This is a genomic window from Xanthomonas sp. GPE 39, assembly GCF_000963005.1.
GTDB lineage: Bacteria > Pseudomonadota > Gammaproteobacteria > Xanthomonadales > Xanthomonadaceae > Xanthomonas_A.
Window position 1 is genome coordinate 2,080,115 of record NZ_JZHZ01000007.1, and the last position, 24,940, is coordinate 2,105,054.

Sequence of the window (24,940 nt, forward strand, 5' to 3'; positions counted from 1 at the left end):
TCGGCTAGCAGCGTTTGCCTATGGCCAATGCGGAAATTCGCACAACGCAAACGCGCTCATCATCCCAACTTAGGCTAGCATCGCTACCCCGAGGCCATGCTGCGGCATGTCCGCGCAATCGCTCACAACCGCTGGTGATGCCCCATGGAGACTTCGATTTCAGCATTGGAAATGCAGACACTGTTCGACGCGTTGCCGGACGTGGTGTTCTTCGTCAAGGACTGCAACGGCCGCTACACCCACGTCAACCTGACCCTGGTGCGGCGCCTGGGTAAGAAGTCCCGCAGCGACTTGATCGGCAAATCCGCCGCGGAACTGTTCCCGCTGCCGCTGGGCGGCAGTTACCTGATGCAGGACCGACGCGTCCTGTGCGGGGAGATGATCGAGAACCAGTTGGAAGTGCATCTGTTCCCCAACCGCACTCCTGGCTGGTGCCTGACCTTCAAACGCCCGCTGTGCGAGAACGAAGACGTAATCGGCGTGGTCGGCATTTCTCGCGACCTGGGCCAACCGGACAACCGGCACTCGGCCTACGAACGCATCAGCCGCGCCATGGAACACATGCAGACGCACTACGGCGATAACCTGCGCGTGCAAATGCTCGCCGACATGGCGGAACTGTCGGTGGCGCAATTGGAGCGACACTTCCGCCGCGTGTTCCAACTGACCCCGCAACAACTGCTGACCAAGATGCGCATCGAAGCGGCGATGCGCCTGTTGCACGGCGACAACAGCATCGCCAGTATCGGCCAGTTGTGCGGCTTCGCCGATCAGAGCGCCTTCGCCCGCCAGTTCAAGGCCACCGTCGGCATGACCCCGCGCGACTACCGCGCGATGAAAGGCAAACTGTAGAAGCCTCGACACATGGAGGGGCGACACGCTCGCGCCATCGCGCCACGCGCGGCAATCACATCGTGGTGCATCAGACTGCCGCAAGCCGTAACAGATCGGCATAGATCTGCGGCAACTGCCGCATGTGCTCCATCACCGCCACGACACCGAGCTGACGTAGTGTCGCGGCATGACCGGCGGGAATGTGCCCGGCGCCGGTGAAGCCGATCACCGTCATCCCGGCGGCCAGCGCGGCGGTGGCGCCGGTGACACTATCCTCGATCACCAGACAACGCGCCGGAGTCACACCGAGGGTGTGTGCGGCCAGCAGGTACAGGTCCGGCGCAGGCTTGGGCCGTTCCACCATGTCGGCACTGAAGAGCTGCCCCCCCACCCGCTCGCTCAGCCCGGCGCGCTCCACCGACGCAACCACACTCGCACGCTGGCTGTTGGAAGCTACCGCCAATGGCAGCGGCAATGCCGATAAGGCCGCGCGCACGCCTTCGATAGGCTGCACCTCGGCGGCGATCAGCGCTTCGGAACGCTGGCGAATCTGGAGATATAGCCCCGCAGGCAGGTCGAGCAAAAAATGCCGCTGCACGCGCTGCACGATTTGCTCGGTGGTCTGGCCGAAGCTGCCGTCGAGAAAGCGCTCCAACTCGGCGCGAGGCACATACGCGCTCAGGGTGTCGAACATCACCCGGTCGGCCAGCACCTCGCTGTCGACGAGTACGCCATCGCAGTCGCTGATGAGTAGATCAAATGGGGTTGCGTCCGTCATCGCGGGCTCCTTCGTAAAACCCGCATTATGAAGGACCGCGCATGTACATCGGCATGCCCGCGAGGCAACGCTGCACTGAGCAGATACTTCGATTATCCCCTACAGCTTCATGACCATGCCCTGCCCTTGCATCTGCGCCGCGCGCTGGGCCTGCATCGCCTGCTCGGCGAGCCGCTGCTGCTCCACGCTCTGCAATTGCTGGCTAGCCTGGGCCACGTCCGGCGCTTGCGTCAGTTGCGGTGCATTGACCTGCGCCCATAGCTGTCCGTGGGATTTCGCCAGGTAATTCGGTACCTGGGTCGCGTGGCCCTGTGGCATCCCCAGGTAGATCTTCTCAACTTCGGTATGACCAAACTTGCGCGTCTCCACGACCACTTGTGCCGCATGACGGTCCAACTGCTCCGCATCCGGCACGGGACGACCCCAGCGTTCATGCGCATCGGCGATGGCATCGCGCGCCTGGCCGAACAGCGCATGACTCGCGTGCGCCGGATGGCGCATATCCTCGGCGGTGATCGCCACGGGGGCGATGGCGCGGCTTGGCGGCGCAGGTGCATGGGTCGCTTCGCGTGCCCGCCAGTTCGCGGCATGCTGCTCGGGCGATTGCGCTAACGCCTGCTGCGGATCGATCCGCAGCACCTTGCTTTTCTCGTACACCGAGAAGGGATTTTCATAGGCCAGCAATTGGCCCTGGTGCTGTTTGAAGCCTTTGATGCTGTGTTCGAAAGTGTTATCGACGCCCAGGGTATTGGTGAACGCGGCAGCTAGTCGTTCCTGCTGCTCCGGGCCGTAGGGTAATTTGTCGCCATTCCTGGGCACGATATGGGACTCGTGCAGCGCGTTCTTGAACAGGTTATAGCGCGAGTGCAACGGGTGGTCCGGGTGACGGAAGTCTTGGAGATGCTCATCCGAACGCGGTGTGCGCGTCGGCGGGGTGTACAACATCGCCTCGCCAGCTTGGCGCTGTTCGTGTTGATGCAACCGGGTGTCTTGGCTGTGGCGCTGGTCGTGTTCGTGTTGCTGCGCATCCATGGTTTGACGGTGCAACTGGGCATGTTGCTGCTGCGCGAGGCGGTGTTGCTGCTCGCGCGCTGCCTGCGCTTGCTGTTCCTGTTGCTGCAGTTGAGCGATCCGCGCCTGTTCCTGCATGTCCACGCTGGCCGGTTTTTCATGGGCCGGGTTGCTGTGAGAAGGCGGCGGCTGCGTCTGCCGGTGGACTTGCGCCAGGTGCGCCGCCTGCTGCTGCGCCTGTCGCATGTGTTCCTGGCGCAGCTCGGCGGCATGGTCTTCCTGCAGGGCCGTGTGCCTGTCCATGGCCGGGGGCGGCATGGCGGACGCGGCGGCGGATGAGGATGAAGAGGAGGACGTATCCGCGTGCGTCGCTGTGGGAGGGATGGATGCGGCTTGCGGGCTGTGCTGGAACAACTGACCCGGATGCGTCAGCGTGTCGTAGGCTTGCCCGGCTGCGTGTTCGACCGCGTCGATGTCGTGCGAGACGCTGTGCTTGGCCGCATCGTAGGACTGTTCCNACTCAGCGCCTCGCGGTCCCGATGGACGTCCAGGTGAAATTGATCGAAAGCGGCCTTGTTGTGCGCGTACTGTTGTTGGTGCTGCGCTAGCCTAGCCGGCTCAAGCACACTCTGTGGACCAGTGAAATGGGTGCCGCTGTGATCACCCAGGCGCATCGCCCGCAACGGATTGGGCGGCGCGGCGCCGGGGCTGGCGCCGAGATAACGCCCTGTCCGGAGCGATTGCACATCCTCCGCGCTGGCCAAGATCACCACCATGCCGTAATGGCGGCTGGCCGCGCTCACGACGTCACCCGCCATCACGTAATTGGTCACCTGCCTGCCACCCTCCGGCACGTGGTGGCTCAGACTCACCGCACCGTAGGCATTGAACGTGGCGCCACGCAGACCAAACTCCGCCGCCTCGATCTGCGCCAGTGCGCCGCCGAGGGAGTGACCGGAGACGGTGATGTGGTCTTTGGAAATGCCTTGCTGCTGCGCCTTGTCGAGCATCTCCCGGGTGAAGCTATCGGCAGCCGCCTTCTGCGGATTGACTCGATCCCGCACCATCGTGAGGTCGGCGATTGCATCCGACACGGTGGTGCGCGTGTGGTGCAGCAGATCTGGATCGGTACCGCGATAGGCGATGATGATGTCGTTTGTATCTCTATTGAGATAGGCCGTCGCGTGAAAACCGGTGGATGGATCGTTTCCATATCCAAATACTAAGTATTGCTTGCCACCAAAAATAACTTTCTTTGGATTTATTGGATCAGCATCACTTTGCGGACGATCTTTGTATGCGTCAATTGCTGCATCACCTCTATCTTGATCAGAAAAAGTCATGGCGCAACCTCCTTGACTGTCACTGTGACGGGGAAGAATTCACTCGGATTTTTGGAATATTCTGGATTTACTTCCGAATACCCAAGCGCCCCATTGCTAATGGATTTTTTATTTCCATAATCACTCTTCTTGAAATATTCAGTCTGCGAACTTTTTTTCAAAAATCTCTCAAACACTGAGCCAGAGCTAAAAGGCACGCCACTCCCAATAAATCCCACTGAGACGCTCGTTGTATCCCAATGACATATACCAAGACCATAGTAATTTTCAGCCAGTACGGCGTCTCGATAGAAATATCCTCTCCATATTTTTTCACTCACGTGATTCATTTCAAAATCAATCGCCACATCTTTAGGCGTGATATGCACGCCAAGAAAATTATTCTCTGGCGTACACTCTTTATTTATTACATCGTAGAAAACTCTACCAATTACTTTATCCCAAGGCCCAGGCGCATCTGCCGTAGCGATGACTTCATAGCGCTTGAGCGGATGCGGGTTCTTTTTAGGATTATCGGGATCACCGTGCGACATAGAACATCCTGCGGATAGGCTAAAGAAAAGGGACAATGCAGCCAGAAGAGAGAGGGACTTCATGCGCGCAATCCACGATGGTCGTGCAGCCGCATGGGCAGATTAGTCACCTGCCTGCCGCCCTCCGGCACGTGGTGGCTCAGGCTCACCGCGCCGTAGGCATTGAACGTGGCGCCGCGCAGACCAAACTCCGCCGCCTCGATCTGCGCCAGTGCGCCGCCGAGGGAGTGACCGGTGACTGTGATGTGGTCTTTGGAAATGCCTCGCGCATGCGCCTTATCGAGCATTTCTCGGGTGAAGGAATCGGCGGCTGCCTTCTGCGGATTGACCCGATCCCGCACCATCGTGAGGTCGGCAACTGCATCCGACACGGTGGTGCGCGTGTGGTGCAGCAGATCTGGATCAGTGCCGCGATAGGCGATGATGATGTCATGGGGCGCATCGAACTGCTGGTAAGCGGTGCCATGGAAACCAGTAGAGAGATCATCTTTATAGCCAAATATAATGTATTGATGTCCATTCAAAAAAGCTTTCCCAGGATGATTAAAGTCGAGGTCTTTTTGCGGCCGATCGTTGTAAGAATCAATAGCCGCATCGGCGCGCTCTTGATCTGCAAGATTCATAACCTCACCTCCTTGATCGCCATGGTTATTTTAAAGTAATCGCCAGGATTCTGAATAACACCAATATCGTCAATAGAATAGTTTTGTGCGCCATAGCGAACTAATGCCTTGTCACCATAGGAACTCTTCTTAAAATACTCCGTTTGCTGGCCATTGCGCAAAATTTGCTCAAATACTGCACCAGGGTCAAATGCAACGCCATTGCCAACAAATACAGTAGACACACTAGCAGGCTCCCAGTGGCAATCCCCTAAGCCATAGTAATCTTCATCCTGCATGAAGTCTCGATAGAAATATCCCTTCCAGGTTTTCTCATCGATGCGCGTCATCTCGAAATCCTGCCCCACGATTGGCGGCATGACATGCACACCTAGGAACTTATCTTCCGGGGTACATTCTTGATTTGAAACTTTATATTCCAAGTAGCCTTTTACCGAGTCCCACGGCCCCGGCGCATCCGCCGTGGCGATGACCTCGTAGCGCTTGACCGGATGTGGATTATGTTTTGGATTCTTTGGATCACCGTGCGACATAGAACATCCTGCGGATAGGCTAAGGAAAAGGGCGAGCAACGACAGAGTGGGTTTCATCTTAGTGCGACACCGGAGGCATGGATGATGGTATCCCCATGGCTTGCGCGCTGTCCGTGTTGCGCGAACGTGCCGCCAGACCGGTCAGCGCCCCATGGGGTTCAAGGGAAAAGCCGCAACGCCCGCCCGATGCGCCGCCGAGGCCATGCGCTCGTCCATGTCGTGTACCGCATGGCCCAACGTGCGCGCGGCATCGCCGGCATCGTGCAGCTCGCGTGCTTTCGTACGTATGCGTGATGTTCGATGCCCTCGCGCAGCGGCGTGTCGAAGTTCAACGCCAGGTATTCGTTCACCTGCCGCTGAATATCCGCTGGCAGATGGGTCTGGTCGGGGTGCGCGCGCATCTGGCGTAGCGCCTGGGACAGTTCGGCACGTTCGTGAGCAACCTCCCAGGTGAAATGCTCGAAGGCACTCTGGTGGTCCGCGTAACGCTGCGACGCTTCGCTGAAACGCTGCGGGGCCAGGACGTTGTCCGGACTTTGGCTGCCGAAGTGCTGGGCACCGCCGTGGTCGCCCGGTCGCATTGCCATCAGCACATTCGGTGGTGGTGCGCCGACGGGCGCATCCAGATAACGGCCAGCGCGCAGACTCTGCACATCGTCATGACTCGCCAGCGAGACCACACTGCCGACGTGAGGACTGGCGGCGCTCACCAGATCGTTGGCCATGCGGTAATTGGTGACTTGGCAGCCAGGCTGCGGGTTGCCATCGGTCAGCCCTCGCGCGCCGTAGGCGTTGTATGTGGAGCCGGTCAGGCCGTATTTGGCAGCCTCGATCTGCGCCAGTGCGCCGCCGAGGGAGTGACCGGCGACGGTCACGTGATCTTTGGGTATACCCTGCTCAGCCGCCTTGGCGAGCATCTGCGCGGTGAACGCATCGGCGGCGGCTTTTTGCGGATTGACGGCGTCGCGCACCATCGTGGCATCGACGGCGATGTCCTGGAGGGTCGTGAGCGCATGACCTGCTTTTTCTGCCTTGGTCTCGCCGGTAAATAGACCTGGGTCGGTGCCACGGTAGGCGATGATGATGTTACCAGTCACGATATTTTGATAGGCCGTAGCATGAAAGCCAGTTATTGGGTCGTTCGCGTAGCCGAAAACGGTATGGTCTGCACCTCCTAGAGGTATTTTTTTCTCGCTATCAATATCGCTTTGTGGACGATTGAAATACGAATCATTGGCCGCATCGGCGCGTTCTTGATCGACAGTATTCATTGCTTGGCTTCCTTGACAGCGATGGTGACTGGAAAGAAATCGCCCTGACTCTCTTTGTATTCAGGACGGAGGGCAGAGTAGTTAGGTGCGCCATAGGGAGAAAAGGAAGTATCTCCATACACGATCTTCTTAAAATAGCTCGTCTCAGGACTGTCATGTAGGAGTTCTTGCAACATACCGGACCAATTGAACCTAACTCCCTTGGCAATCGCAGAGATGCCTACACTGGTTACATCCCAGTGGCACACACCAAGCTTGAAATAATCCTCGTCCAGCAAGGCATCACGGTAAAAATACCCCTTCCACGTGTGATCATCCACGCGGGCCATGGGAATATATAGCCCGGTATTGGGCATGTGCTGCTCGCCAATGAACGGGATCATCGGCACGCATTTCGGATTGATGACGTCATACCCGATATACGCCTTGATCGAATCCCACGGCCCCGGCGCATGGGAGGTGGCAATCACTTCGTAGCGTTTGACCGGATGCGGATTGAGGTGACCGGTAGCGCCGTCATTGCCGACATCGATGCCTTTGGAGCAGCCCGCAGCGGTCAGGGCCAGCGGCATGATGGCGGTGGCGGCAAGGTGTTGCAGTTTCATCGGGTCGTCCTCGGGGAAATGGGTCGCGGATGCGGCGGATGCGGCGGCAGGCGGGTACGGCAGTGGCGCGGGTTTACGCTTGGGTTCCACTGGCAATCCGCCAGGTGGCAGTGGCCCCAGCTCGGCGCGCACCCGCGCATTGATGATGGCCATATCACGCAGGAGCTGCAGATCGTGCAACGGATCGCGCACTTTGAGTTTGCGCGGGCGATAGGGATTGTCGCTGTGATCGTCGGTTTCCTGGCTCATCGCGCGTGACCTCTCCTTTTGATTTTGAGCAAGCCTCCCCACTGCGCCTGCGATCTTACGCCACGGAACCGATGCCGCCACTGCCTGACCTGCCCATGGAGTCGGCAAGGCCATGACCGGCGATGACCATGGTCTGACGCAGGATAGGCCAAGTCGCGCAGGTCCGTTAGCCGTTCTCATTGCGACACTCCCGCATACCAGCATCAGGTAAAGTTTTTCAACGTCCTTCGCGTGGAGCCTGCGATGTATCCTCAGTCCACTCTTCCGCCCCAGCCGCTGTGCGACCACCACGCCACACAGATGCCACGGAATTTAGAGGCATTCTGGATGCCATTCACGGCCAACCGTCAGTTCAAGGCACGGCCGCGGCTACTGGCCTCGGCCGAGGGCATGTATTACCGCAGTGTGGATGGACGCCAGATTCTCGACGGCACCGCCGGGCTTTGGTGTTGCAACGCAGGTCATGCGCGGCCACGCATCGTCGAAGCGGTGGCCCGACAGATCGCCACGCTGGATTTCGCGCCCACCTTCCAGATGGGCTCGCCACTGCCGTTCGTGCTTGCCGAGCGATTAGTGGCATTGGCGCCACCCGGACTCAATCATGTCTTCTACACCAACTCCGGCTCCGAGTCGGTGGATACGGCGTTGAAGATCGCACTGGCGTATCACCGCGCACGCGGCGAGGGCCAGCGCACGCGCTTGCTCGGTCGCGAAAAGGGCTATCACGGGGTCGGTTTCGGTGGTATCTCGGTCGGTGGGCTGCCGAACAATCGCAAAGGGTTCGGCCCGCTGCTGCCTGGCGTGGATCATCTGCGACATACGCTGGACATTGAGCGCAACGCATTCGCGCGCGGCCTGCCAACACACGGCGCTGAATTGGCCGACGACCTGGAACGCTTGATCGCACTACATGACGCCTCCACCATCGCCGCGCTCATCATCGAACCGATTTCCGGCTCGGCCGGCGTGATACTGCCGCCACAAGGCTACCTGCAACGCATCCGCGCGTTGTGCGACAAACACGGCATCGTGTTGATCTTCGACGAGGTCATCACTGGCTACGGCCGCATCGGCAACGCCTTGGCCGCGCAACGCTTCGGCGTGGTGCCGGACATCATCACCACCGCCAAGGGTCTGACCAACGGATGCGTGCCAATGGGCGCTGTCTTCGTGTCGGACGCAATCCACGACGCCTTCGCGCATGGCACGGCAGGATCCATCGACCTGTTCCACGGCTACACCTACTCCGGCCATCCGCTGGCCTGTGCTGCGGCATTGGCGACACTGGATACGTATGCGGAAGAAAACCTGTTCGACAAGGCGATACAACTCGGCACGGCCTGGGAACAAGCCATCCACGCACTGCGTGGCTTGCCGCACGTGATCGACATCCGCAACTTCGGCTTGATCGGTGCGATCGAACTGGCCCCGCGCGAGGGTGCGCCCGGCGCGCGTGCCTACGACATCTTCGAACGCTGCTTCCACGAGGGCGACTTGCTGATCCGCGTCACTGGCGACACCATCGCGCTATCGCCACCGTTGATCGTCGAGCACACGCACATCGAACGCATGTTTTCTGTGCTGGCGGAGATAATCCGCAGCACGCCCTGACCGTTCACCCAACCACCCAGCCGCGCTCCCCACGCGCTGCGTCCACTTGGAGAACCGCTCATGCTGGTCGGCATTCCGAAAGAGATTAAAAACCATGAATATCGGATCGGGCTGACCCCGTCCGGAGTCCGCGAACTGGTATTGCACGGACACCACGTGTTGGTCCAGCGTGGCGGCGGCCAGAGCATCGGGCTGACCGATGCCGAATACGAACGCGCCGGCGCGCAGCTTGCCGAGGACGCAGCCAGCGTGTTCGCGCAGGCCGACATGATCGTCAAGGTCAAAGAACCGCAACCAGCAGAATGCGCGATGCTGCGTCCAGGGCAACTGCTGTTCACCTATCTGCACTTGGCACCGGATCCGCAGCAAGCCGCCGCGCTAGTGCACTCAGGTTGCACCGCCATCGCCTACGAAACCGTCACCGATGGCCACGGCGGCTTACCGCTACTGGCACCGATGAGCGAGGTCGCCGGACGCATGGCGATCCAGGCCGGCGCGCACGCGCTGGAAAAAGCCCAGGGCGGCTCCGGTGTACTGCTGGGCGGCGTGCCCGGGGTGAAGCCGGCGCAAGTCTTGGTGATCGGCGGCGGCGTGGTCGGAATCAATGCCGCACGCATGGCGATGGGCCTACACGCGCGGGTGACGGTGCTGGATCGCTCGCTGGAGCGGCTCAAATACCTGGACGAACTTTACGGCCAGCAACTGACAACACTGTATTCCACCCACGATGCCATCGAACACTGTCTGCCACATGCCGATCTGGTGATCGGCGCGGTGCTGATCCCAGGCGCTGCCGCGCCCAAACTTGTCTCGCGTGCGCAACTGGCGCTGCTGCGGCCAGGCTCGGTGCTGGTGGATGTGGCGATCGACCAGGGCGGCTGCTTCGAGACCAGCTATGCAACCACCCATGAGCAGCCGACGTACAACGTCGATGGCATCGTCCACTATTGCGTGGCCAACATGCCAGGTGCGGTCGCCCGGACCTCTACCTTCGCGCTGACCAACGCCACCCTGCCGTTCGTGCTGCTGCTCGCCGAACACGGCGTGCAGGCCTTGCGCGACGATCAGGACCTGCGCAACGGCCTCAACGTACACGCCGGCAAACTCACCCACCGTGCGGTGGCGCAGGCGCTGGGCCAGGAGTTCGTCAGGCCGCTGGACGCGCTGGGCTGATCGTGCATCTGTCTACTGTTGCCTTTCGCAAGCACAACGTATGCACTCACGCCCCCCATTACGTCGAAGCATGCCCGAGCCAAACGTATGGCACGCCCATGGATCGACTGCACCGCTGGGAAATGAACACTGCAATCGAACCTGCCTGACCCCGTGCTGCGTACACTAACCCGGCATGAGCGTCTCTTCCGATCTCCCCTCGCCTCCCGATCCACGCCATACGCAGTTGCGGCGGATGAAACGGCTGGCCGTATGGCTGTTACTGGCAATGCTGTGCGGTTTCCTGCTCAGCCACGCCATGGGCATGCACGGCGCCTGGGCCTGGATCGGTGCGTTCTGCGAAGCCGCCACGGTCGGCGCGCTGGCCGACTGGTTTGCGGTGGTGGCGCTGTTTCGACATCCATTGGGCCTGCCGATTCCGCACACCGCCATCATCGCGCACGGCAAGACACGCATTGCCGATAGCCTTGCCGTGTTCGTCCGCGATCACTTTCTGGAGCATGACGCACTGCTCGCCAAACTCAACGCATTCGATCCTGCAGCACGGCTAGGCCATTGGCTGACCGAACCAGCGCAAGCAGGCAAACTCGCCGAACTGACGCGGGGCTGGGCGTTACAGGCGCTGAATCTACTCGACGAAGCCGCAATGCGACGCCGCATCCACAGCTTCGTCGTGGCACGGCTGCACGAATGGGATGCCACCGCCACTGTCGGCGAGATTCTCGGCCTGCTCACCGCCGACCGGCGCCGCCAGAGACTGCTAGACGAAGCATTGAACCGGCTCGGCGAGCACCTGAACGATGCCGAGGTCAAACAACGCGTATCGAAGATGATCGTCAAATACGCACGGCGCGAATGGCCCAAGCTGGTCGGCACGGTCGCGTGGGTGAAGCCGGTGGAGGGCATCGCCGATAGTCTGGCCGAGCGTCTGGCGCAGGCGCTGCTGGAGGAACTGCAGGAGGTGCTCTCGCAGCCGCAGCATCCACTGCGCCAGGATTACGAGCGCTGGCTCAGCGGCTACGTACAGCAGTTGCGCACCGATCCGGCCATCGCCACCAAGGTCCAGGCGCTGAAGCAGCGGCTGATCGAACACCCCGATGTACAGGACTACGTGCAAGGGCTGTGGGGCCAGATCCATGCCAGCCTGCACGAGGACCTATCGCGTCCCGATGGCGCACTGGCGCAACACTTGCGCAGCGCACTAGGCACCCTGGGCCAGTCATTGGCCCAGGACGGCGCACTGCGCGAGGCGCTCAACCAGCATCTGCTCGACGGCGCCGAACAACTCACCCAGCGCCTGCGCAACAGCGTCACCGCGCATATCGCGCAAACCGTCAAGGGATGGGACGAGCGCCATCTGGTGGATCAATTGGAATTGAGCGTCGGCCGCGACCTGCAATACATCCGTTTCAATGGCACCCTGGTCGGCGGCCTGATCGGCGTGATACTACACGCCACCGTCACGCTCCTTACGTAATGGTCGAAATGTTGCTCCCCGCGCCAGCAATGGGGGCTGGTGCGGTCGCAATGTTCGCGCTAGCTTGGCAGAAGATGCTGTGCGGACCTGCGCGGTCACAATGCATGCCATCGCGCACGGACTACGGGGATGCCGATGCTCACGCCGCACCAGCGTTGATCAGAGCAAGGGGAGCGCATGTCGAATAAACGTTGGACACTCACCGCAGGCCCTACCCGGTCAGCGCGTTTTGCCACATTGGCCGTGCTTGGCGTGGGCCTAGTTGCTGCGGTGTTGGTCGCGCAAAGCGTGCAGCAACGTAACCATCAGCAGAACCAGACCAAGTTCCAGCAACTCGCCACGCATGTTGCCGATGAGCTGCGGCAGCACCTGGACATTTACGAACACGGCCTGCGTGGCCTGCGCGGCGCAGTGATCGTGGCCGGTGGTGATCGCATTTCGTCCGAGGGTTTCGCCCGCTACAGCGGCTCGCGCGAGTATGAACGTGAGTTTCCGGGTGTACATGGCTTTGGTTATATCCGCCGGGTCGCGCGCACCGAGGAAACCGCATTCCTGAGGCAAGCCCACGAGGATGGCATGCCAGCGCTGCAGATCCACGAACTGGCACCACACGATGGCGACCGCTTCGTCATCCTGTATCGCCAACCGCTGGGGCAAAACACCTTCGCACAAGGCTTCGATATCGCGTCCGAACCGGCACAACGTGCCGCGGCGTTAGCCGCCGCTTACTCGGGCAATTCGATCATCACCTCGCCGATCCACCCGTCAAAAACCACACGCAACGACAACAGCCAATTTCTACTGCTGTTGCCGATTTACCGCCCCGGCATGCCACTGGAGACTCCGCAACAGCGCTGGCAGGCCACCACCGGCTGGGCCTATGCGCCATTGAACATTGCCCAGGTGCTGGCCTCCTCGCCCTATCACGGCACCGATCTGCACCTGACAGTGGCTGACAGCCAGTCGCCCGACCAGCCTTTCTATCGCGGCGACGGTCGCGGGCACGCCAGCCCTGTGGCGGGCGCCACCAACCTGCGCGCAGTGCGCACTTTGCCCGTGTACGGACGTCAATGGCGATTAAGTATGCAGGCCACGCCGAGCTTCGTGCGCTCGCTCAACCAATCCTCGCCACTGCTCGATGGCGGATTGGTCGCTGGCGTCTCGCTGCTGCTAGCCGCACTGCTGTATCTGTCCCTGACCAACCGCCACCGTCGCGACCTGTTCCTGCGTGAACAAAGCCAATTGGCCGCACTCGTCAGCGGCACCGGCGAGGCGATCGTCGCCGAAGACCTGCAGGGCCATGTGACCCATTGGAATCCCGCCGCCGAGCGCATCTTCGGTTACACCACTGCGCAGGCCATCGGCCAACCGCTGCACACGCTGCTCGGCCCAAACCTGCGCGATGCCAACGACAGCGACACGCAAGTGCGCGAACTGCGTCACCGCGATGGCAAAATCGTCAACGTGCTGGCCAGCGTCTCGCCGATCATGGACGCCGAGGGCAAGATGATCGGCCACTCGCACCTGTTGCACGATGTGACCGAGCGGGCGCGCGCCCAAGCGCGCGTATTGGAACTCAACGCCACACTGGAACAACAGGTCGCGCAGCGCACCAGCGAACTGGTCACTTACTCGGCGCTACAGCGCGCGATCCTGGCCCATGCCGGCTATGCAATCGTCGCCACCGACCCGGAAGGCACCATCACCCTGTTCAATCCGGCCGCCGAAACACTGCTCGGCTATACGGCGCACGCGATGATCGGACGTAAAGCCACCGGCTTGTTCCTGGATCCGGAGCAACTGGCCGAACGTGCCGAACGTATGACCATGCAGTCCGGAATCACGGTGCAACCAACGTTCGAATCCATCGCCGCATTGTCCACGCTGGGCCGTAGCGATACCCGCGAATGGACCTACGTGAACAAAGATGGCATCGCGTTCCCGGTGCTGCTCACCCTGAGCACGTTGCGCGACGACGACGAGCGGGTGATCGGCTATCTGGGCATCGCTGTCGATCTCACCGAGCAAATGCGCCGCGAGCGCGAGCTGCGTCTGGCAATCGACGCGGCAGAGACCGCCAATCAATCCAAAAGCGATTTCCTGGCCAATATGAGTCACGAAATCCGCACGCCGATGAATGCGATTTTGGGCATGCTCTACCTGCTGCAAAACAGCGAGTTGCCGCAAGCGGCCAAGGACATGATCCAGAAGACCGACATCTCCGCGCGGGCATTGCTGGACATCATCAACGACATCCTGGACTTCTCCAAGATCGAATCCGGGCGTATCGATCTGGAATCAGAACCATTCGATCTGAGCCAGTTGTTGGAAAACATCGCCACCCTGATGACCTCTGCGATCAGCACCAAACCGGTGGAGATGATCGTCGAGCCGTTGCCAGCAGGCTGCCGTTGGCTGCGCGGCGATGCGCTGCGCCTGAACCAAGTGCTGGTCAATCTGGTCGGCAATGCCATCAAGTTCACCGAACAGGGCGAAGTGACGCTCTCCGTGCGTGCCTTCCCCAGCCCCGAGGCGGGCAAAATCAAATTGATGTTCTCGGTGCGCGATACCGGCATCGGCATTGCGCGGGAAAAACAGAGCCTGATCTTCTCGCCGTTTCTGCAGGCCGACACCTCAACCAGCCGTCGATACGGCGGCAGCGGCCTGGGCCTGACCATCAGCCGACGCCTGGTGGAACTGATGGGTGGACAGCTCGAAGTGCAGAGCACTCCCGATCATGGCAGCGATTTTTATTTCGCCATCACCTTCGCGATGCTGCCTGCGCCGGCCGCCGAGCCGGAACTGTCCGAACCACCGAGAGTGTTGATTGCCGACGACCATGATCTGGCCCGGCGCAACCTGACCACCATTGTCAGCGGCTTCGGCTGGCAGGTGGAGGCCGTCGCCAGCGGCACTGACGCGCTCGCCGCCGCGCCGCAGGGCCACGACTTCGATGTGATCCTGTTGGACTGGCGCATGCCCGATCTGGACGGATTGAGCGTGGCGCAACGTATCCGTGCGCAGACAAGCTCGGACAAGCAACCGATCATCGTCATGGTCAGCGCTTACGAACGGCAGCTGATCGAAGAACGCAACCAGGGGTCCATCGACGTGGACGTGGATGCGCTCATGACCAAACCCGTCACCGCCCCCACCCTCTACAGAACCATTGCCACGCTACTGACACACCGACGCGGCGAAGGCCCCAATCCGCTGCTCTGTGGCGACAACACCTCACGCCTGGCCGGCGCACAGCTCCTGGTGGTCGACGACAGCCAGATCAACTGCGAAGTCGCGCAACGCATCCTCGAAGGCGAAGGCGCGACAGTGGAACTGGCCCATGATGGCGAACAAGCGCTGCAGCGGCTGCGACAAGAGCCCAACCGCTTCCAGGTGATCCTGATGGACGTGCAGATGCCAAACATGGATGGCTACGAAGCCACCCGTCAATTACGCGCAGACCCGCTTCTGGCTGCACTGCCAGTGATCGCGCTGACCGCTGGTGCTTACCGTCAACAACAGGAACTCGCTCTCTCCAGTGGTATGAACGGATTCATCGCCAAGCCTTTCCAGGTGGAAAACCTGATTGCGACCATCCGCCAATTCCTCCCCATTCCCACGCCCATGACATCGCAACCGCTCGAACCGACGCCGCCTACTGCCATTGCCACTTGGCCAGCAGCCGACCCAGCCCTGCTCAACATCGCCCAGGCGCAACAGTTCTGGGGCGAACGCGCGCCCTACCAGCGCTACCTACTGAAACTACTGCAGGAACACAGCGATCCAGCAGCGAGTGTGCAAGCATTGCTGAATGAGCAACTGTTAGAGCAGGCCATCTTCCACGTGCATACACTGCGCGGATCGGCCGGATCGCTAGCGTTACCGGCGCTGACCGCAGCCACCGCGATGCTGGAGGAAAAGCTGTACACGGACCCGACACAGGCCGATACCGAAATCGCAGCATTGGCAACGACCATGGCCGCCACCATCGCGGAAGTGCAGCGCTTCGTCGCCGCAATCGACGCCGAGACGGCAGTCGCGGCAGCGTTAACGCCGGCACCGCCGCCGCCCACCGCCAGTGCTCCGACATCGACAGCCGCGCAGGAAGCCTGGCAGGTGTTGCTGCAGGCGCTGGACAGCGACGACCTGGACCGCATCGAGCGCGCGACCCAACGCCTGACCCCGTGGCTAGCAGAACCCAGGGCCACAGAATTGAATCAGCTCGTAGAAAATTTTTCCTTCCGTGAAGCCGAGGCTAAAGTCAGGCAATGGTTGGCCGATGCTAGTTCCTGAGATGTGCTTCGGTGCGGTCTCACTGCGCGCCGCCAAGGAACCCAATGTTCAAACCAACCCTACTCTGCGTCGACGACGAGGCAAGCAACCTGGCGCTGATCCGCCAGATCCTGCGCGAGGACTACACCCTGGTCTTCGCCAAGAACGGCGCAGAAGCGCTGCGTGGCGTCGCCAAACATCATCCTGCCTTGATCCTGCTGGATGTCGAGCTACCCGACATGGACGGCTACAGCATCGCCCGCACGCTCAAGCAAGAACCGCGTAGTGCGTCGATCCCGATCATCTTCGTCAGCGCCAAGGACAATGAAACCGACGAAAGCATCGGCTTCGAGGCCGGCGGTGTGGATTACATCACAAAGCCATTCTCGCCCAGCATCCTGCGCGCCCGCGTGCGCACGCACCTGTCACTGGTCAGCGACGCCAGCCTGGCCAACAGCCACCGCGACGCGATCAAGATGCTGGGTATGGCCGGCCACTACAGCGATGCGGACACCGGCAACCATATCTGGCGGATGGCCGGCTACGCGCGGGCGCTGGCACTGGCCGCCGGGTGGTCGCGCGAGGATGCCGAACTCCTCGAACAGGCGGCGCCGATGCACGACACCGGCAAGATCGGCATTCCCGATGCCGTGCTGAAGAAACCCGGACCGCTGGATCCGGCCGAATGGGAGGTGATGAAACAACATCCACAGATCGGCTACGACATCCTCAGCCGCAGCAAAGCACCGCTGTTCCGGCTCGCCGCCGAGGTCGCATTGTGTCACCACGAACACTGGAACGGCAGCGGCTACCCGGCCGGCCTCTCCGGGGAGCGCATTCCCGAATCGGCCAGGATCGTCGCACTCGCCGACGTCTTCGATGCGCTGACCTCGCACCGCGCCTACAAGCAACCCTGGTCGTTGGACAAGGTGATGGCGCTGTTCCAAGAGCGCTCCGGCAACCAATTCGAGCCGCGTCTGGTCGAGCTGTTCGGCACGATCCTGCCGCAGATCCTGCAAATCCAGGCGTACTGGAACGAACACAAGCCAGACACCCCCTCCGCCCCGCATCCACTCTCGGCAAAGCCAGAACTGATGACGCCGTGCTGACACGCGGTCACAGCGCCTGATTCAACGTCGTTGCAGACGCCAGGCGCGGTGAATACGCCGGTTGCGTTCGAAATCCGGCGCGATGGTGTGCGCGCTGATCTCCTGGCAACTGGCAAACACGGCGAGCGCATCCTCATCCAGCTTGAACCGGCGGAAATTGTTGGAGAAGTACAACACGCCCTCCGGCGTGAGCCGCATCACCGCCGCGCGCAATAAACGCACATGCTCACGCTGGATGTCGAAATCCTCCGCGCGCGCGGAGTTGGAGAAGGTCGGCGGATCGCAGAAAATCACGTCGTAACGGTTCTTCTCCGCATCCAGCCAGGTCAGCGCATCGGCCTGCACCAGGCGATGCTGAGCGCCCCCCTTGCCGTTGAATGCCAGGTTGTCGGCGCACCACTGCAGGTAGGTGCCGGACAAGTCAACGCTGGTGGTGGAATCGGCCCCGGCCACCGCCGCCTGCACGCTGGCCACACCGGTGTAGCAGAACAGGTTGAGGAAGCGCTTGCCGCGCGCCTGCTGCGCCATGGCACCGCGCAACGGGCGGTGATCCAGGAATAGTCCTGTATCCAGATAATCGAACAGGTTGACCCGCAGCAGCGCATCGTGTTCGCGCACCACCAAGAACTCACCGCGCTGTTCGAAGCGGCCGTACTTGCTACCGCCCTTGCCGCGCTCGCGCGTCTTCAGCGCCACTTGCTCGGCCGGCACCGCGAACACCTCGCGCGCGGCGGCCAGCAGTTCGTTACGACGGCGGCGCACGTCGGCATCGGGAATATTCTCCGGCGCCGCATATTCCTGCACATGCAAGAACGTGCGCGCCTGACCAGCGTCTTCCTGATACACGTCGATCGCCGCCGCGTACTCGGGCAGATCGGCGTCGTAAGCACGGAAGCACGTCACCTGCTCACGCATGCGCCAACTTTTGAACTTACGCAGGTTCTTGCGCAGACGGTTTGCCACCATCTGTGCTCCATCGCTGAGCGAGTGCGCCGCATCGGCACCCACGCGCGGCGCAACCGCGATCGGATCGCAGACGATCAACGGACACTCCAACGCACCGTTGAACATCTGGTATTTTTTCGCCGCGCGCAGGCCGGTGGCGTAGGCCAGCTCGGCATTGCCGCACAGCACACTGGCGCGCCACTGCGGCACCGCACGCTTCAACGCATCCCCCAGGCGCCGATACAACGCGGCATCGGCAATCAGGCGTTCGTCGTAGGGCGGATTGCACACGACCACGCCCAACGTCGGCGCAGGCACACGCAGATCGGCGACGTCGCGCACCTCGAACGCGATTGCCGCAGCAACCCCGGCTGCCTGGGCGTTCTCGCGCGCGGCACGAATCGCGTGCGGATCGAGATCGCCACCGTACAGCACCGGGCGAAGCGCGGCACGGCCGGTGGCCTCGCGCTGTCGCGCCTCGGCCAGCAATTGCTCCCATGCTGCCAGGTCGAAGCCCAGCCAGCGGCTCGGCGCAATACTGGACAGCGTGGGCACCGCATCGCCGTGGCGCGCAGCGGCCAACGCGACACGCAACAGACCCGGGGCGACATCGGCCGCCATCAGCGCCCCTTCGATCAGCAAGGTACCGCTACCGCACATCGGATCGAGTAGACCGCCGCCCTGGGCATACAGCGCCGGCCACTGTCCACGCAGCAACAACGCGGCGGCCAGGTTCTCTTTCAGCGGTGCCTCGTTCTGTGCCTGGCGCCAACCACGCCGATGCAGCGAACCACCGCCCAAGTCCACCGACACGGTCGCGCGGCCCTTGCGCAGCGACAAATTCAGACGCAGATCCGGATGCTCCACGTCCACCGACGGCCGCTCCAAACCAGCATTGCGCAGCGTGTCCACCACCGCATCCTTGACCCGCTGCGCCGCATAGCGCGCATGGGTAATTCCGGTACCGGACACATGCGCATCCACTGCCAAGGTGTGCTCGGGGGTGAGGTGCTCGCACCATGGCACGGCGGCCACGCCGGCGTACAACGCCGCCTCGTCGGGACACTCGAAGGCGTGCAGCGGCCACAGCACGCGACTGGCCAGACGCGACCACAGCACTGCGCGCTGCGCATCGCGCAACGTACCCTCGACATTGACCCCGGACACGGTGGCCGTTGCCTGCGCCACACCGAAGGCAAGCAGCTCATCGACAAGCAGATATTCCAGGCCCTTGGCACAGGAGACGAAAAATTTCACGGCAATGCGGACCACAGCGGACAGAGGAAAGGCGCGACCGGCGTCGCCCCGCCCGACGCATCACCACGCAGCCGGTAACAGCGGAGGAAAGCGGTGCAGACGAACGAGGCCGCCATGGTCGGCCATCACGCCGCGTATTACCAGCCCGACCGACAAGCGCCGCGTCCTCTGCGGCGGATGTCGGCATGCGTTGACGCTAGCCTGAAGAGTGGCTGACAAAACATCGCGAGTCGCTCAGCGACGCAGTCGCTTTGTTAGCGAGTGCAAGTGGAACCGCTGCGGCAGCGGCACAACGCAACGACCACGCCACTCTTGCCGCGCTCAGCGCGGCACTACAGCGCGCAGGCCATGCTTAGGCTTGGACTGCAAATGCCGGGTGATACGCCACCTCGGCCACCGGCAACAAACGATCGCCGAAGCACAGCGCCTGGAAGGCCTCCACTGGCACACCCGGCAGAACCAATCCCGGCTCCTGGCGGAAGCCGAAGCGCGCGTAGAACGCCGGTTCGCCCAGCACCACGCAACCGGCCGCGCCCAGCGCCTGCAACTGCGCCAGCGCTTCGCGGACCAGACGCGAACCCAAGCCTTGTCGCTGATGCCCCGGGCCCACCGACAGTGGCCCGAGTGCGTACCAATCGCGACTGCCATCGGACAGAGTCACCGCAGACACCGCAATGTGGCCGACGATGTAGCCCTCGTGTTCGATCACCAACGATACGGTCAACGCGGCGTCCGCACGCAGGCGTTCGATGATCTGCTGCTCATCGTGGCGGCTGTGCGCGACACGGAAGAACGCGATCAGGGTCAGCGCCTCGATCGCCGCCGTATCGGCCGCGCGCTCGGCGCGCAGCAACAGCTCCGGCGTATCGCTCACAAACGCGCCAGCAATTGCGCGAACGCCTGTGCCGCCGTGTCCACGTGATCGTTCAAACGATGCGTGTCGTCCACTAGCAGCAGCCGCGCCGCGCGGGCCTTCGCCCAACCGATCACCTCGGCGGCGGGAATCAGTTCATCGCGCCAAGCATGCACGATCGAGATCGGCACCGCGGCCGCATCCAACGCCGGCAGCGGCCCCATCCGCGTCGGTGGCACCATCAGGAACAGCGCACGCACTGGTACCTGCAGCGATACCTGCGCGGCGATATAAGCACCCAGGCTGGAACCGGCCAGTACCAACGGTCCTTGCTGCGCCGCATGCTGGGCCCGCTCAAGCAGACGCTGCAGCCGCGCCGGCACGTCACCGAGCTGGCTGACCTCCCGGCGCGCATCCAGATCGGTGTAATCCGGGCGCTCGTGGCTCCAGCCCATGCGCTGCGCGACCTCGGCCAGCGCGGTCGCTTTGGCCGCCTGCGGCCCGCTCTCGAAACCATGCGACACGATGCAGTGACCGCGACTCATAGCGCCACCACCGCATCGCCCACGCGCAAGGTGCCACCGTGGACAATCCGCGCGCACAAGCCGCCATGGCCGCGCATCGCGTTGTAGCCACCCGCGCCCAATGCCAGCTCCATGCGCGAGCACGGATCACATGGCGCGACGCCTTCCAGTTCGACCTCACCAATGCGGAAACGGCGTCCTTTCAGTGCGATCAACGCAATCCCGGAGACCACCAGATTGCGCCGCAGCGTCGCTGGCGCGACTTCGGCCTGGTCAGCCAGTGCGGCGATCACCGGCAGGTGTTCGGCCTGGATGAGGGTCACCCCACGCTTGCCGTTGCGTCCGGCATAGCGGTCGCCGGACAGGCCCGCCGCCGTTTTCGCCACGACCTCGTTCACCACGCGCATCGGCACCTCACGCGCCGCACGCAGGCCGATCCATTCCACCCGTCCTGTACGCGGGAAGGTGGACATCAGTGCCGCCAGCGGGCTTTCCGAATTCAGATTCATGGGCGAATGCTAGCATCGGTGCATGCCGCAGATCCCACCACCATCCATCCACGATACGCCCCTGCCCTATGTCCAGCGACTGGAAACGCGTGCGCTGGACGCCATCGAACTGGCGGTGATCCACTGCACCGAACTGCCGGATCTGGCCAGCGCACGCGCCTACGGCGAACGCGTGCTGTATCCCTCCGGCACCGGCAATAGCGGCCACTTCTACATCGACCGCGACGGCAGCGTGTATCGCTACGTGCCGCTGGAACGCATCGCCCATCACGTGCGCGGCCACAACCGGCAATCGCTGGGCATCGAACTGGTCAACCGCGGACGCTACCCGCACTGGCTGGACTCACGCCAGCAGGCGATGGAAGAGTCTTATCCACCGGCGCAGATCCAAGCGCTGATCGCACTGCTGCGGCAACTGCACGCCGAGTTGCCGCAGTTGCGCCGCATCGCCGGACACGAAGCGCTGGACCTGAGCCTGGAGCCCGCCAGCGACGACCCGCGTTTGCAGGTTCAACGCAAGCGCGATCCCGGGCCGCTCTTCCCGTGGGCGCAAGTTCTGGCCGCAGTGGCGTTGACACCGTACACACCGCCTACGCAATGATCGGCGAGCACGGTCTGCACGCTGCAATGACCGTGCGCGGCCAGCCGTGCCGAGCCAGCGCTCGGCCACAACCTGGGCTCAGCGTGGACCCATATAGTTTTTCTCGCCCGCTGTCACCGCCAGCCCCATAAGATTGCCGAACGGTGCCAGCGGACACACCAAATGCGGCGTGAACGCACAAGGCGGATTTTGCGCCAGATTGAAATCCAACACGATGTGACGACCCTTCGGCAATTCGACAAATAGATAACGCGCACCGCCATAGCTCTCGCGACCACTGGTGCGATCAGAGAACGGAAAGAACAGACGTTTATTGCTCTCATCGCGCAAGGCCTGCAAACGATAACGATGCCCCTGCATCACGAACTCGGCGCTACCAGCCAAGGCCAGCGGCTCCGGCGTTCCGACCGAGGTGAGCAACACGACAGCACGCTGCGTCGGCTGCGGATACCACTCGGCGACCACGCGCCAGTGCACATCGATCGGGAAATAATCGATACCGGGAAATGCGTAGCGCGCGGCGGCGTAGGGATCGCGGAAACGCCAACCGAACAAATTGCCGGTACGCACCACATAGAACTCCTGCGTCCCCAGGTTAAGGCGGGTTTCCGTATCGTGCGTCGCATCGGTATTCAAGCGTCCAGCAACGAACGGGAGCCCCCCCACACGTACGTGTGCATCTTCCGCCACCTCGAAATACACCCCGTCCTGCGGGTCCACCCTCAGCGTGCCAAGGTGCGCAGGACCGCCCGGCAACTGCACATCGTTGTCGGCGGCATTGCCAACGCGGTGTACGCCGTCGCCCAGGCGCCCGGAGCCGATATAACTGAGCCAGCCTGAGGGCGCACGCAGCAATGCCACCCGTTGCATGCGACGTTGCTGCACCAATTCCCGGTAATCGGCGACTGCCTGCGCGCGGGGCGAGGCGTCGGCACCGATTGCGCCGGACATGTCCGCTCCACCACAGGCCACCAGCGCCAACATCATGACTAGCACACACGCTTCACGCCAACGCATTGTTCCGCCCCACTCTCGCCTGCTCCCTTGTCGTGTTGACCGCAATCGCGTTAACGCTTCGTCGCCATCCGCCCTATCCGCTAGCACACGGCCGTGCCGGATCGGCAATCCAGCCACTCCAGGAACCGGCATACACGCGCGCACCATGCAAACCGGCATGTTCCAACGCCAATAGCAGATGGCAGGCCGTCACGCCGGAACCGCACATCACCACCACCTCGCTCGGATCGCGCCCGCACAACAGCGGTTCGAGTTCCGCGCGCAATTCGTGCGGCGAACGCAGGCACCCATCGCGCAGGTTCTCGCCGAGTGGTCGGTTGACCGCACCAGGGACGTGCCCGGCAACTGCGTCGATCGGCTCGACCTCGCCACGAAAGCGCTCGCCAGCGCGCGCATCCAGCAACCAGCCCGGAGCTTCATGCAGCCGCGCGAGCACCTCATCGGCCACGACGATACGACCGACATCGAAACGCTGCGGATACGGCGCGAGCGAGGAAGGCGATACAACCGCATCCGTCTCCGGCAAGCCCAACCGGCGCCATTCGGCGAGTCCGCCATCGAGCACGGCAACGCGACGATGACCAAGCAGACCCAACATCCACCACAGCCGTGCCGCCGCCATGCTGCCGTCGGCCGCGTCGTAGACCACCACCTGGGTGTGCGGCGCGATGCCCCACTGCCCCAAGGTGTGCGCGAACGCGGCATCCTCCGGCAGCGGATGCCGCCCCAGGCCGGGGCGGCGTAGATCGGAAAGATCGGTATTGAGATCGGCGTAAACCGCGCCGGGCAGATGCGATTGCGCATACGCCTGGCGCATCGCGTCTGCGGCGCGCGGATCGAGCAACGCCGCTGGCGCAAACCGCGCATCGACAATGCGCAGGTCGGGATGATCCAGCGCGACAGCCAACGCCGACGCGGCCACCAGATGCTGCCATTCGGGCAACGGTGAACTCATGCAGTTTGCTCCAGTCGTCGACGCAAATTGAGCAGAATCGCGGCGGTCGCGCCCCAGATCCGCTGCTCGGGCCAGACATATTCCAGCACAACTCTCGACTGCCCACGATCATCGATCTCGATGCCACGTAGGTTTTCCGGCACCATCAAGTAAGCCAGCGGCACTTCGAACACCTCGGCCACCTCATCCGGATGCGGCTGCGGCACGAACGCCGGGTCGATTGCCGCGACCACCGGCATCACCCGGAAACCGCTGATGGTGAGGAACGGATCCAGATAACCCAATGGTTCGACCTGACTCGTGGCCAGTGCGATTTCTTCATTGCTCTCACGCAGCGCCGCTGCCACTGCATTGGCGTCGCCGGAGTCGATACGACCACCGGGAAAACTGACCTGTCCACCGTGGTGGCGCAGACGATCGGTGCGCCGAGTGAGCAGCACCCGGGTGCCATCAGCGCGCGGCACCAGCCCGACCAGCACGGCGGCCTCCACCGGCGCCCCAGCAGGCAGCAGATCCTGTAATTCATGCTGGTTCCAACCCGGCCCAAGCGGCGGTCGTTGCAAAGGATGCAGCGCGCACTGCAATTGGACACGTTCGACCAGACGTTGCGCCGGCGATGGCGACCAACCGCGCGCAGGCAATACAGCGTCCATGTATCGGCGGCGTTCGGCGTCGCTCATGTCGCGCCAACGCGCGATTTCCTCGCCGCTGCGCAAGCACCCCATGCAGTAACCACCTGCATCGAGGCGGCACAGACCGATACACGGCGTGAGCACGGCATGGGAGACAGTATCCATCGGATTGAACACTATTACAGGCTAGCGCGATTCACCGCGCCACCGTGGCTTGGCCGACAA

General features: G+C 62.3%; 23 protein-coding genes. 8 read left to right on the forward strand and 15 right to left on the reverse strand.

Annotated elements, in window-relative coordinates; all coding sequences use genetic code 11:
- The first annotated feature begins 144 nt into the window (after positions 1-144).
- Positions 145-852, forward strand: a complete 708-nt coding sequence (locus XALGPE39_RS08745) for an AraC family transcriptional regulator (RefSeq protein ID WP_045727854.1) — start codon at positions 145-147, stop codon at positions 850-852.
- 70 nt (positions 853-922) lie between these two features.
- Here the strand turns inward: XALGPE39_RS08745 and XALGPE39_RS08750 are convergent, their stop codons facing one another.
- A complete protein-coding gene (locus XALGPE39_RS08750) occupies positions 923-1,612 on the reverse strand; it encodes an HAD family hydrolase (RefSeq protein WP_045727855.1) in 690 nt (229 codons plus the stop codon).
- A 99-nt stretch (positions 1,613-1,711) separates the two neighbouring features.
- Positions 1,712-2,593 carry an XVIPCD domain-containing protein gene (locus tag XALGPE39_RS08755; RefSeq protein WP_152624856.1) on the reverse strand — a complete coding sequence of 294 codons (882 nt, stop codon included), beginning with the start codon at positions 2,591-2,593 and terminating at the stop codon, positions 1,712-1,714.
- Here XALGPE39_RS08755 and XALGPE39_RS08760 point away from each other — a divergent pair.
- Positions 2,582-2,962: a hypothetical protein gene (locus XALGPE39_RS08760; protein WP_152624857.1), complete on the forward strand. Its 381-nt coding sequence runs from the start codon at positions 2,582-2,584 to the stop codon at positions 2,960-2,962. The two genes, XALGPE39_RS08755 and XALGPE39_RS08760, sit on opposite strands and share 12 nt — an antisense overlap.
- Positions 2,963-3,051: 89 nt before the next feature.
- On the opposite strand, the gene XALGPE39_RS15635 is transcribed toward XALGPE39_RS08760, so the two are convergent.
- The 6 genes from XALGPE39_RS15635 to XALGPE39_RS16225 all read right to left on the reverse strand — a co-directional run bounded on the left by XALGPE39_RS15635 (position 3,052) and on the right by XALGPE39_RS16225 (position 7,780).
- Positions 3,052-3,966, reverse strand: a complete 915-nt coding sequence (locus XALGPE39_RS15635; protein ID WP_152624858.1) for an Mbeg1-like protein — start codon at positions 3,964-3,966, stop codon at positions 3,052-3,054.
- Positions 3,963-4,562, reverse strand: a complete 600-nt coding sequence (locus XALGPE39_RS15640; RefSeq protein ID WP_152624859.1) for a hypothetical protein — start codon at positions 4,560-4,562, stop codon at positions 3,963-3,965. The genes XALGPE39_RS15635 and XALGPE39_RS15640 overlap by 4 nt, the downstream gene beginning before the upstream one ends.
- Positions 4,559-5,122, reverse strand: a complete 564-nt coding sequence (locus XALGPE39_RS08775) for an Mbeg1-like protein (protein ID WP_052690043.1) — start codon at positions 5,120-5,122, stop codon at positions 4,559-4,561. The genes XALGPE39_RS15640 and XALGPE39_RS08775 overlap by 4 nt, the downstream gene beginning before the upstream one ends.
- Complete coding sequence (locus tag XALGPE39_RS08780) at positions 5,119-5,712, reverse strand: hypothetical protein (protein ID WP_235429776.1); 594 nt, start codon at positions 5,710-5,712, stop codon at positions 5,119-5,121. The genes XALGPE39_RS08775 and XALGPE39_RS08780 overlap by 4 nt, the downstream gene beginning before the upstream one ends.
- A 101-nt stretch (positions 5,713-5,813) precedes the next feature.
- Positions 5,814-6,926, reverse strand: coding sequence for a hypothetical protein (locus tag XALGPE39_RS15645; protein WP_152624860.1), 1,113 nt, complete (start codon positions 6,924-6,926; stop codon positions 5,814-5,816).
- The gene (locus XALGPE39_RS16225) at positions 6,923-7,780 is read right to left on the reverse strand and encodes a hypothetical protein (RefSeq protein WP_200893912.1); all 858 of its coding nucleotides are present in this window, start codon (positions 7,778-7,780) and stop codon (positions 6,923-6,925) included. Before XALGPE39_RS16225 ends, XALGPE39_RS15645 begins: the two co-directional genes overlap by 4 nt.
- 300 nt (positions 7,781-8,080) lie before the next feature.
- Here XALGPE39_RS16225 and XALGPE39_RS08795 point away from each other — a divergent pair, with 300 nt between their 5' ends.
- From XALGPE39_RS08795 to XALGPE39_RS08815, 5 genes are all read left to right on the forward strand, one after another.
- Complete coding sequence (locus XALGPE39_RS08795; RefSeq protein WP_152624861.1) at positions 8,081-9,391, forward strand: aspartate aminotransferase family protein; 1,311 nt, start codon at positions 8,081-8,083, stop codon at positions 9,389-9,391.
- 60 nt (positions 9,392-9,451) lie between these two features.
- Positions 9,452-10,564: an alanine dehydrogenase gene (gene ald / locus XALGPE39_RS08800; RefSeq protein WP_045727861.1), complete on the forward strand. Its 1,113-nt coding sequence runs from the start codon at positions 9,452-9,454 to the stop codon at positions 10,562-10,564.
- Positions 10,565-10,739: 175 nt separating this feature from the next.
- Entirely contained in the window at positions 10,740-12,041 is a 1,302-nt protein-coding gene (locus XALGPE39_RS08805) for a DUF445 family protein (protein ID WP_235429778.1), read from the forward strand.
- Positions 12,042-12,218: 177 nt separating this feature from the next.
- Complete coding sequence (locus tag XALGPE39_RS08810) at positions 12,219-16,334, forward strand: response regulator (RefSeq protein ID WP_045727863.1); 4,116 nt, start codon at positions 12,219-12,221, stop codon at positions 16,332-16,334.
- 44 nt (positions 16,335-16,378) lie between these two features.
- On the forward strand, positions 16,379-17,422 hold the full coding sequence (locus XALGPE39_RS08815) for an HD domain-containing phosphohydrolase (RefSeq protein WP_045727864.1): 1,044 nt from the start codon (positions 16,379-16,381) through the stop codon (positions 17,420-17,422).
- A gap of 21 nt (positions 17,423-17,443) precedes the next feature.
- Here the strand turns inward: XALGPE39_RS08815 and rlmKL are convergent, their stop codons facing one another.
- The 4 genes from rlmKL to XALGPE39_RS08835 form a co-directional block, all read right to left on the reverse strand.
- Positions 17,444-19,624 (reverse strand): bifunctional 23S rRNA (guanine(2069)-N(7))-methyltransferase RlmK/23S rRNA (guanine(2445)-N(2))-methyltransferase RlmL, encoded by a 2,181-nt coding sequence (gene rlmKL / locus XALGPE39_RS08820; protein WP_045729080.1) that lies wholly within the window; start codon positions 19,622-19,624, stop codon positions 17,444-17,446.
- A gap of 352 nt (positions 19,625-19,976) precedes the next feature.
- Positions 19,977-20,498 (reverse strand): N-acetyltransferase, encoded by a 522-nt coding sequence (locus XALGPE39_RS08825; protein WP_045727865.1) that lies wholly within the window; start codon positions 20,496-20,498, stop codon positions 19,977-19,979.
- Positions 20,495-21,022, reverse strand: a complete 528-nt coding sequence (locus tag XALGPE39_RS08830) for a YqiA/YcfP family alpha/beta fold hydrolase (RefSeq protein ID WP_045727866.1) — start codon at positions 21,020-21,022, stop codon at positions 20,495-20,497. Before XALGPE39_RS08830 ends, XALGPE39_RS08825 begins: the two co-directional genes overlap by 4 nt.
- The gene (locus XALGPE39_RS08835) at positions 21,019-21,510 is read right to left on the reverse strand and encodes an MOSC domain-containing protein (RefSeq protein WP_045727867.1); all 492 of its coding nucleotides are present in this window, start codon (positions 21,508-21,510) and stop codon (positions 21,019-21,021) included. Before XALGPE39_RS08835 ends, XALGPE39_RS08830 begins: the two co-directional genes overlap by 4 nt.
- Before the next feature lie 22 nt (positions 21,511-21,532).
- Here XALGPE39_RS08835 and XALGPE39_RS08840 point away from each other — a divergent pair, with 22 nt between their 5' ends.
- Positions 21,533-22,111 (forward strand): N-acetylmuramoyl-L-alanine amidase, encoded by a 579-nt coding sequence (locus XALGPE39_RS08840; protein ID WP_045727868.1) that lies wholly within the window; start codon positions 21,533-21,535, stop codon positions 22,109-22,111.
- Positions 22,112-22,189: 78 nt separating this feature from the next.
- Here XALGPE39_RS08840 and XALGPE39_RS08845 read toward each other — a convergent pair whose 3' ends face one another.
- The 3 genes from XALGPE39_RS08845 to XALGPE39_RS08855 all read right to left on the reverse strand — a co-directional run bounded on the left by XALGPE39_RS08845 (position 22,190) and on the right by XALGPE39_RS08855 (position 24,880).
- Positions 22,190-23,062 (reverse strand): DUF1684 domain-containing protein, encoded by an 873-nt coding sequence (locus tag XALGPE39_RS08845; protein ID WP_235429779.1) that lies wholly within the window; start codon positions 23,060-23,062, stop codon positions 22,190-22,192.
- A gap of 139 nt (positions 23,063-23,201) precedes the next feature.
- Positions 23,202-24,083 (reverse strand): sulfurtransferase, encoded by an 882-nt coding sequence (locus XALGPE39_RS08850; protein ID WP_045727870.1) that lies wholly within the window; start codon positions 24,081-24,083, stop codon positions 23,202-23,204.
- Entirely contained in the window at positions 24,080-24,880 is an 801-nt protein-coding gene (locus XALGPE39_RS08855) for a CoA pyrophosphatase (RefSeq protein WP_045729081.1), read from the reverse strand. The genes XALGPE39_RS08850 and XALGPE39_RS08855 overlap by 4 nt, the downstream gene beginning before the upstream one ends.
- Positions 24,881-24,940: the final 60 nt, after the last annotated feature.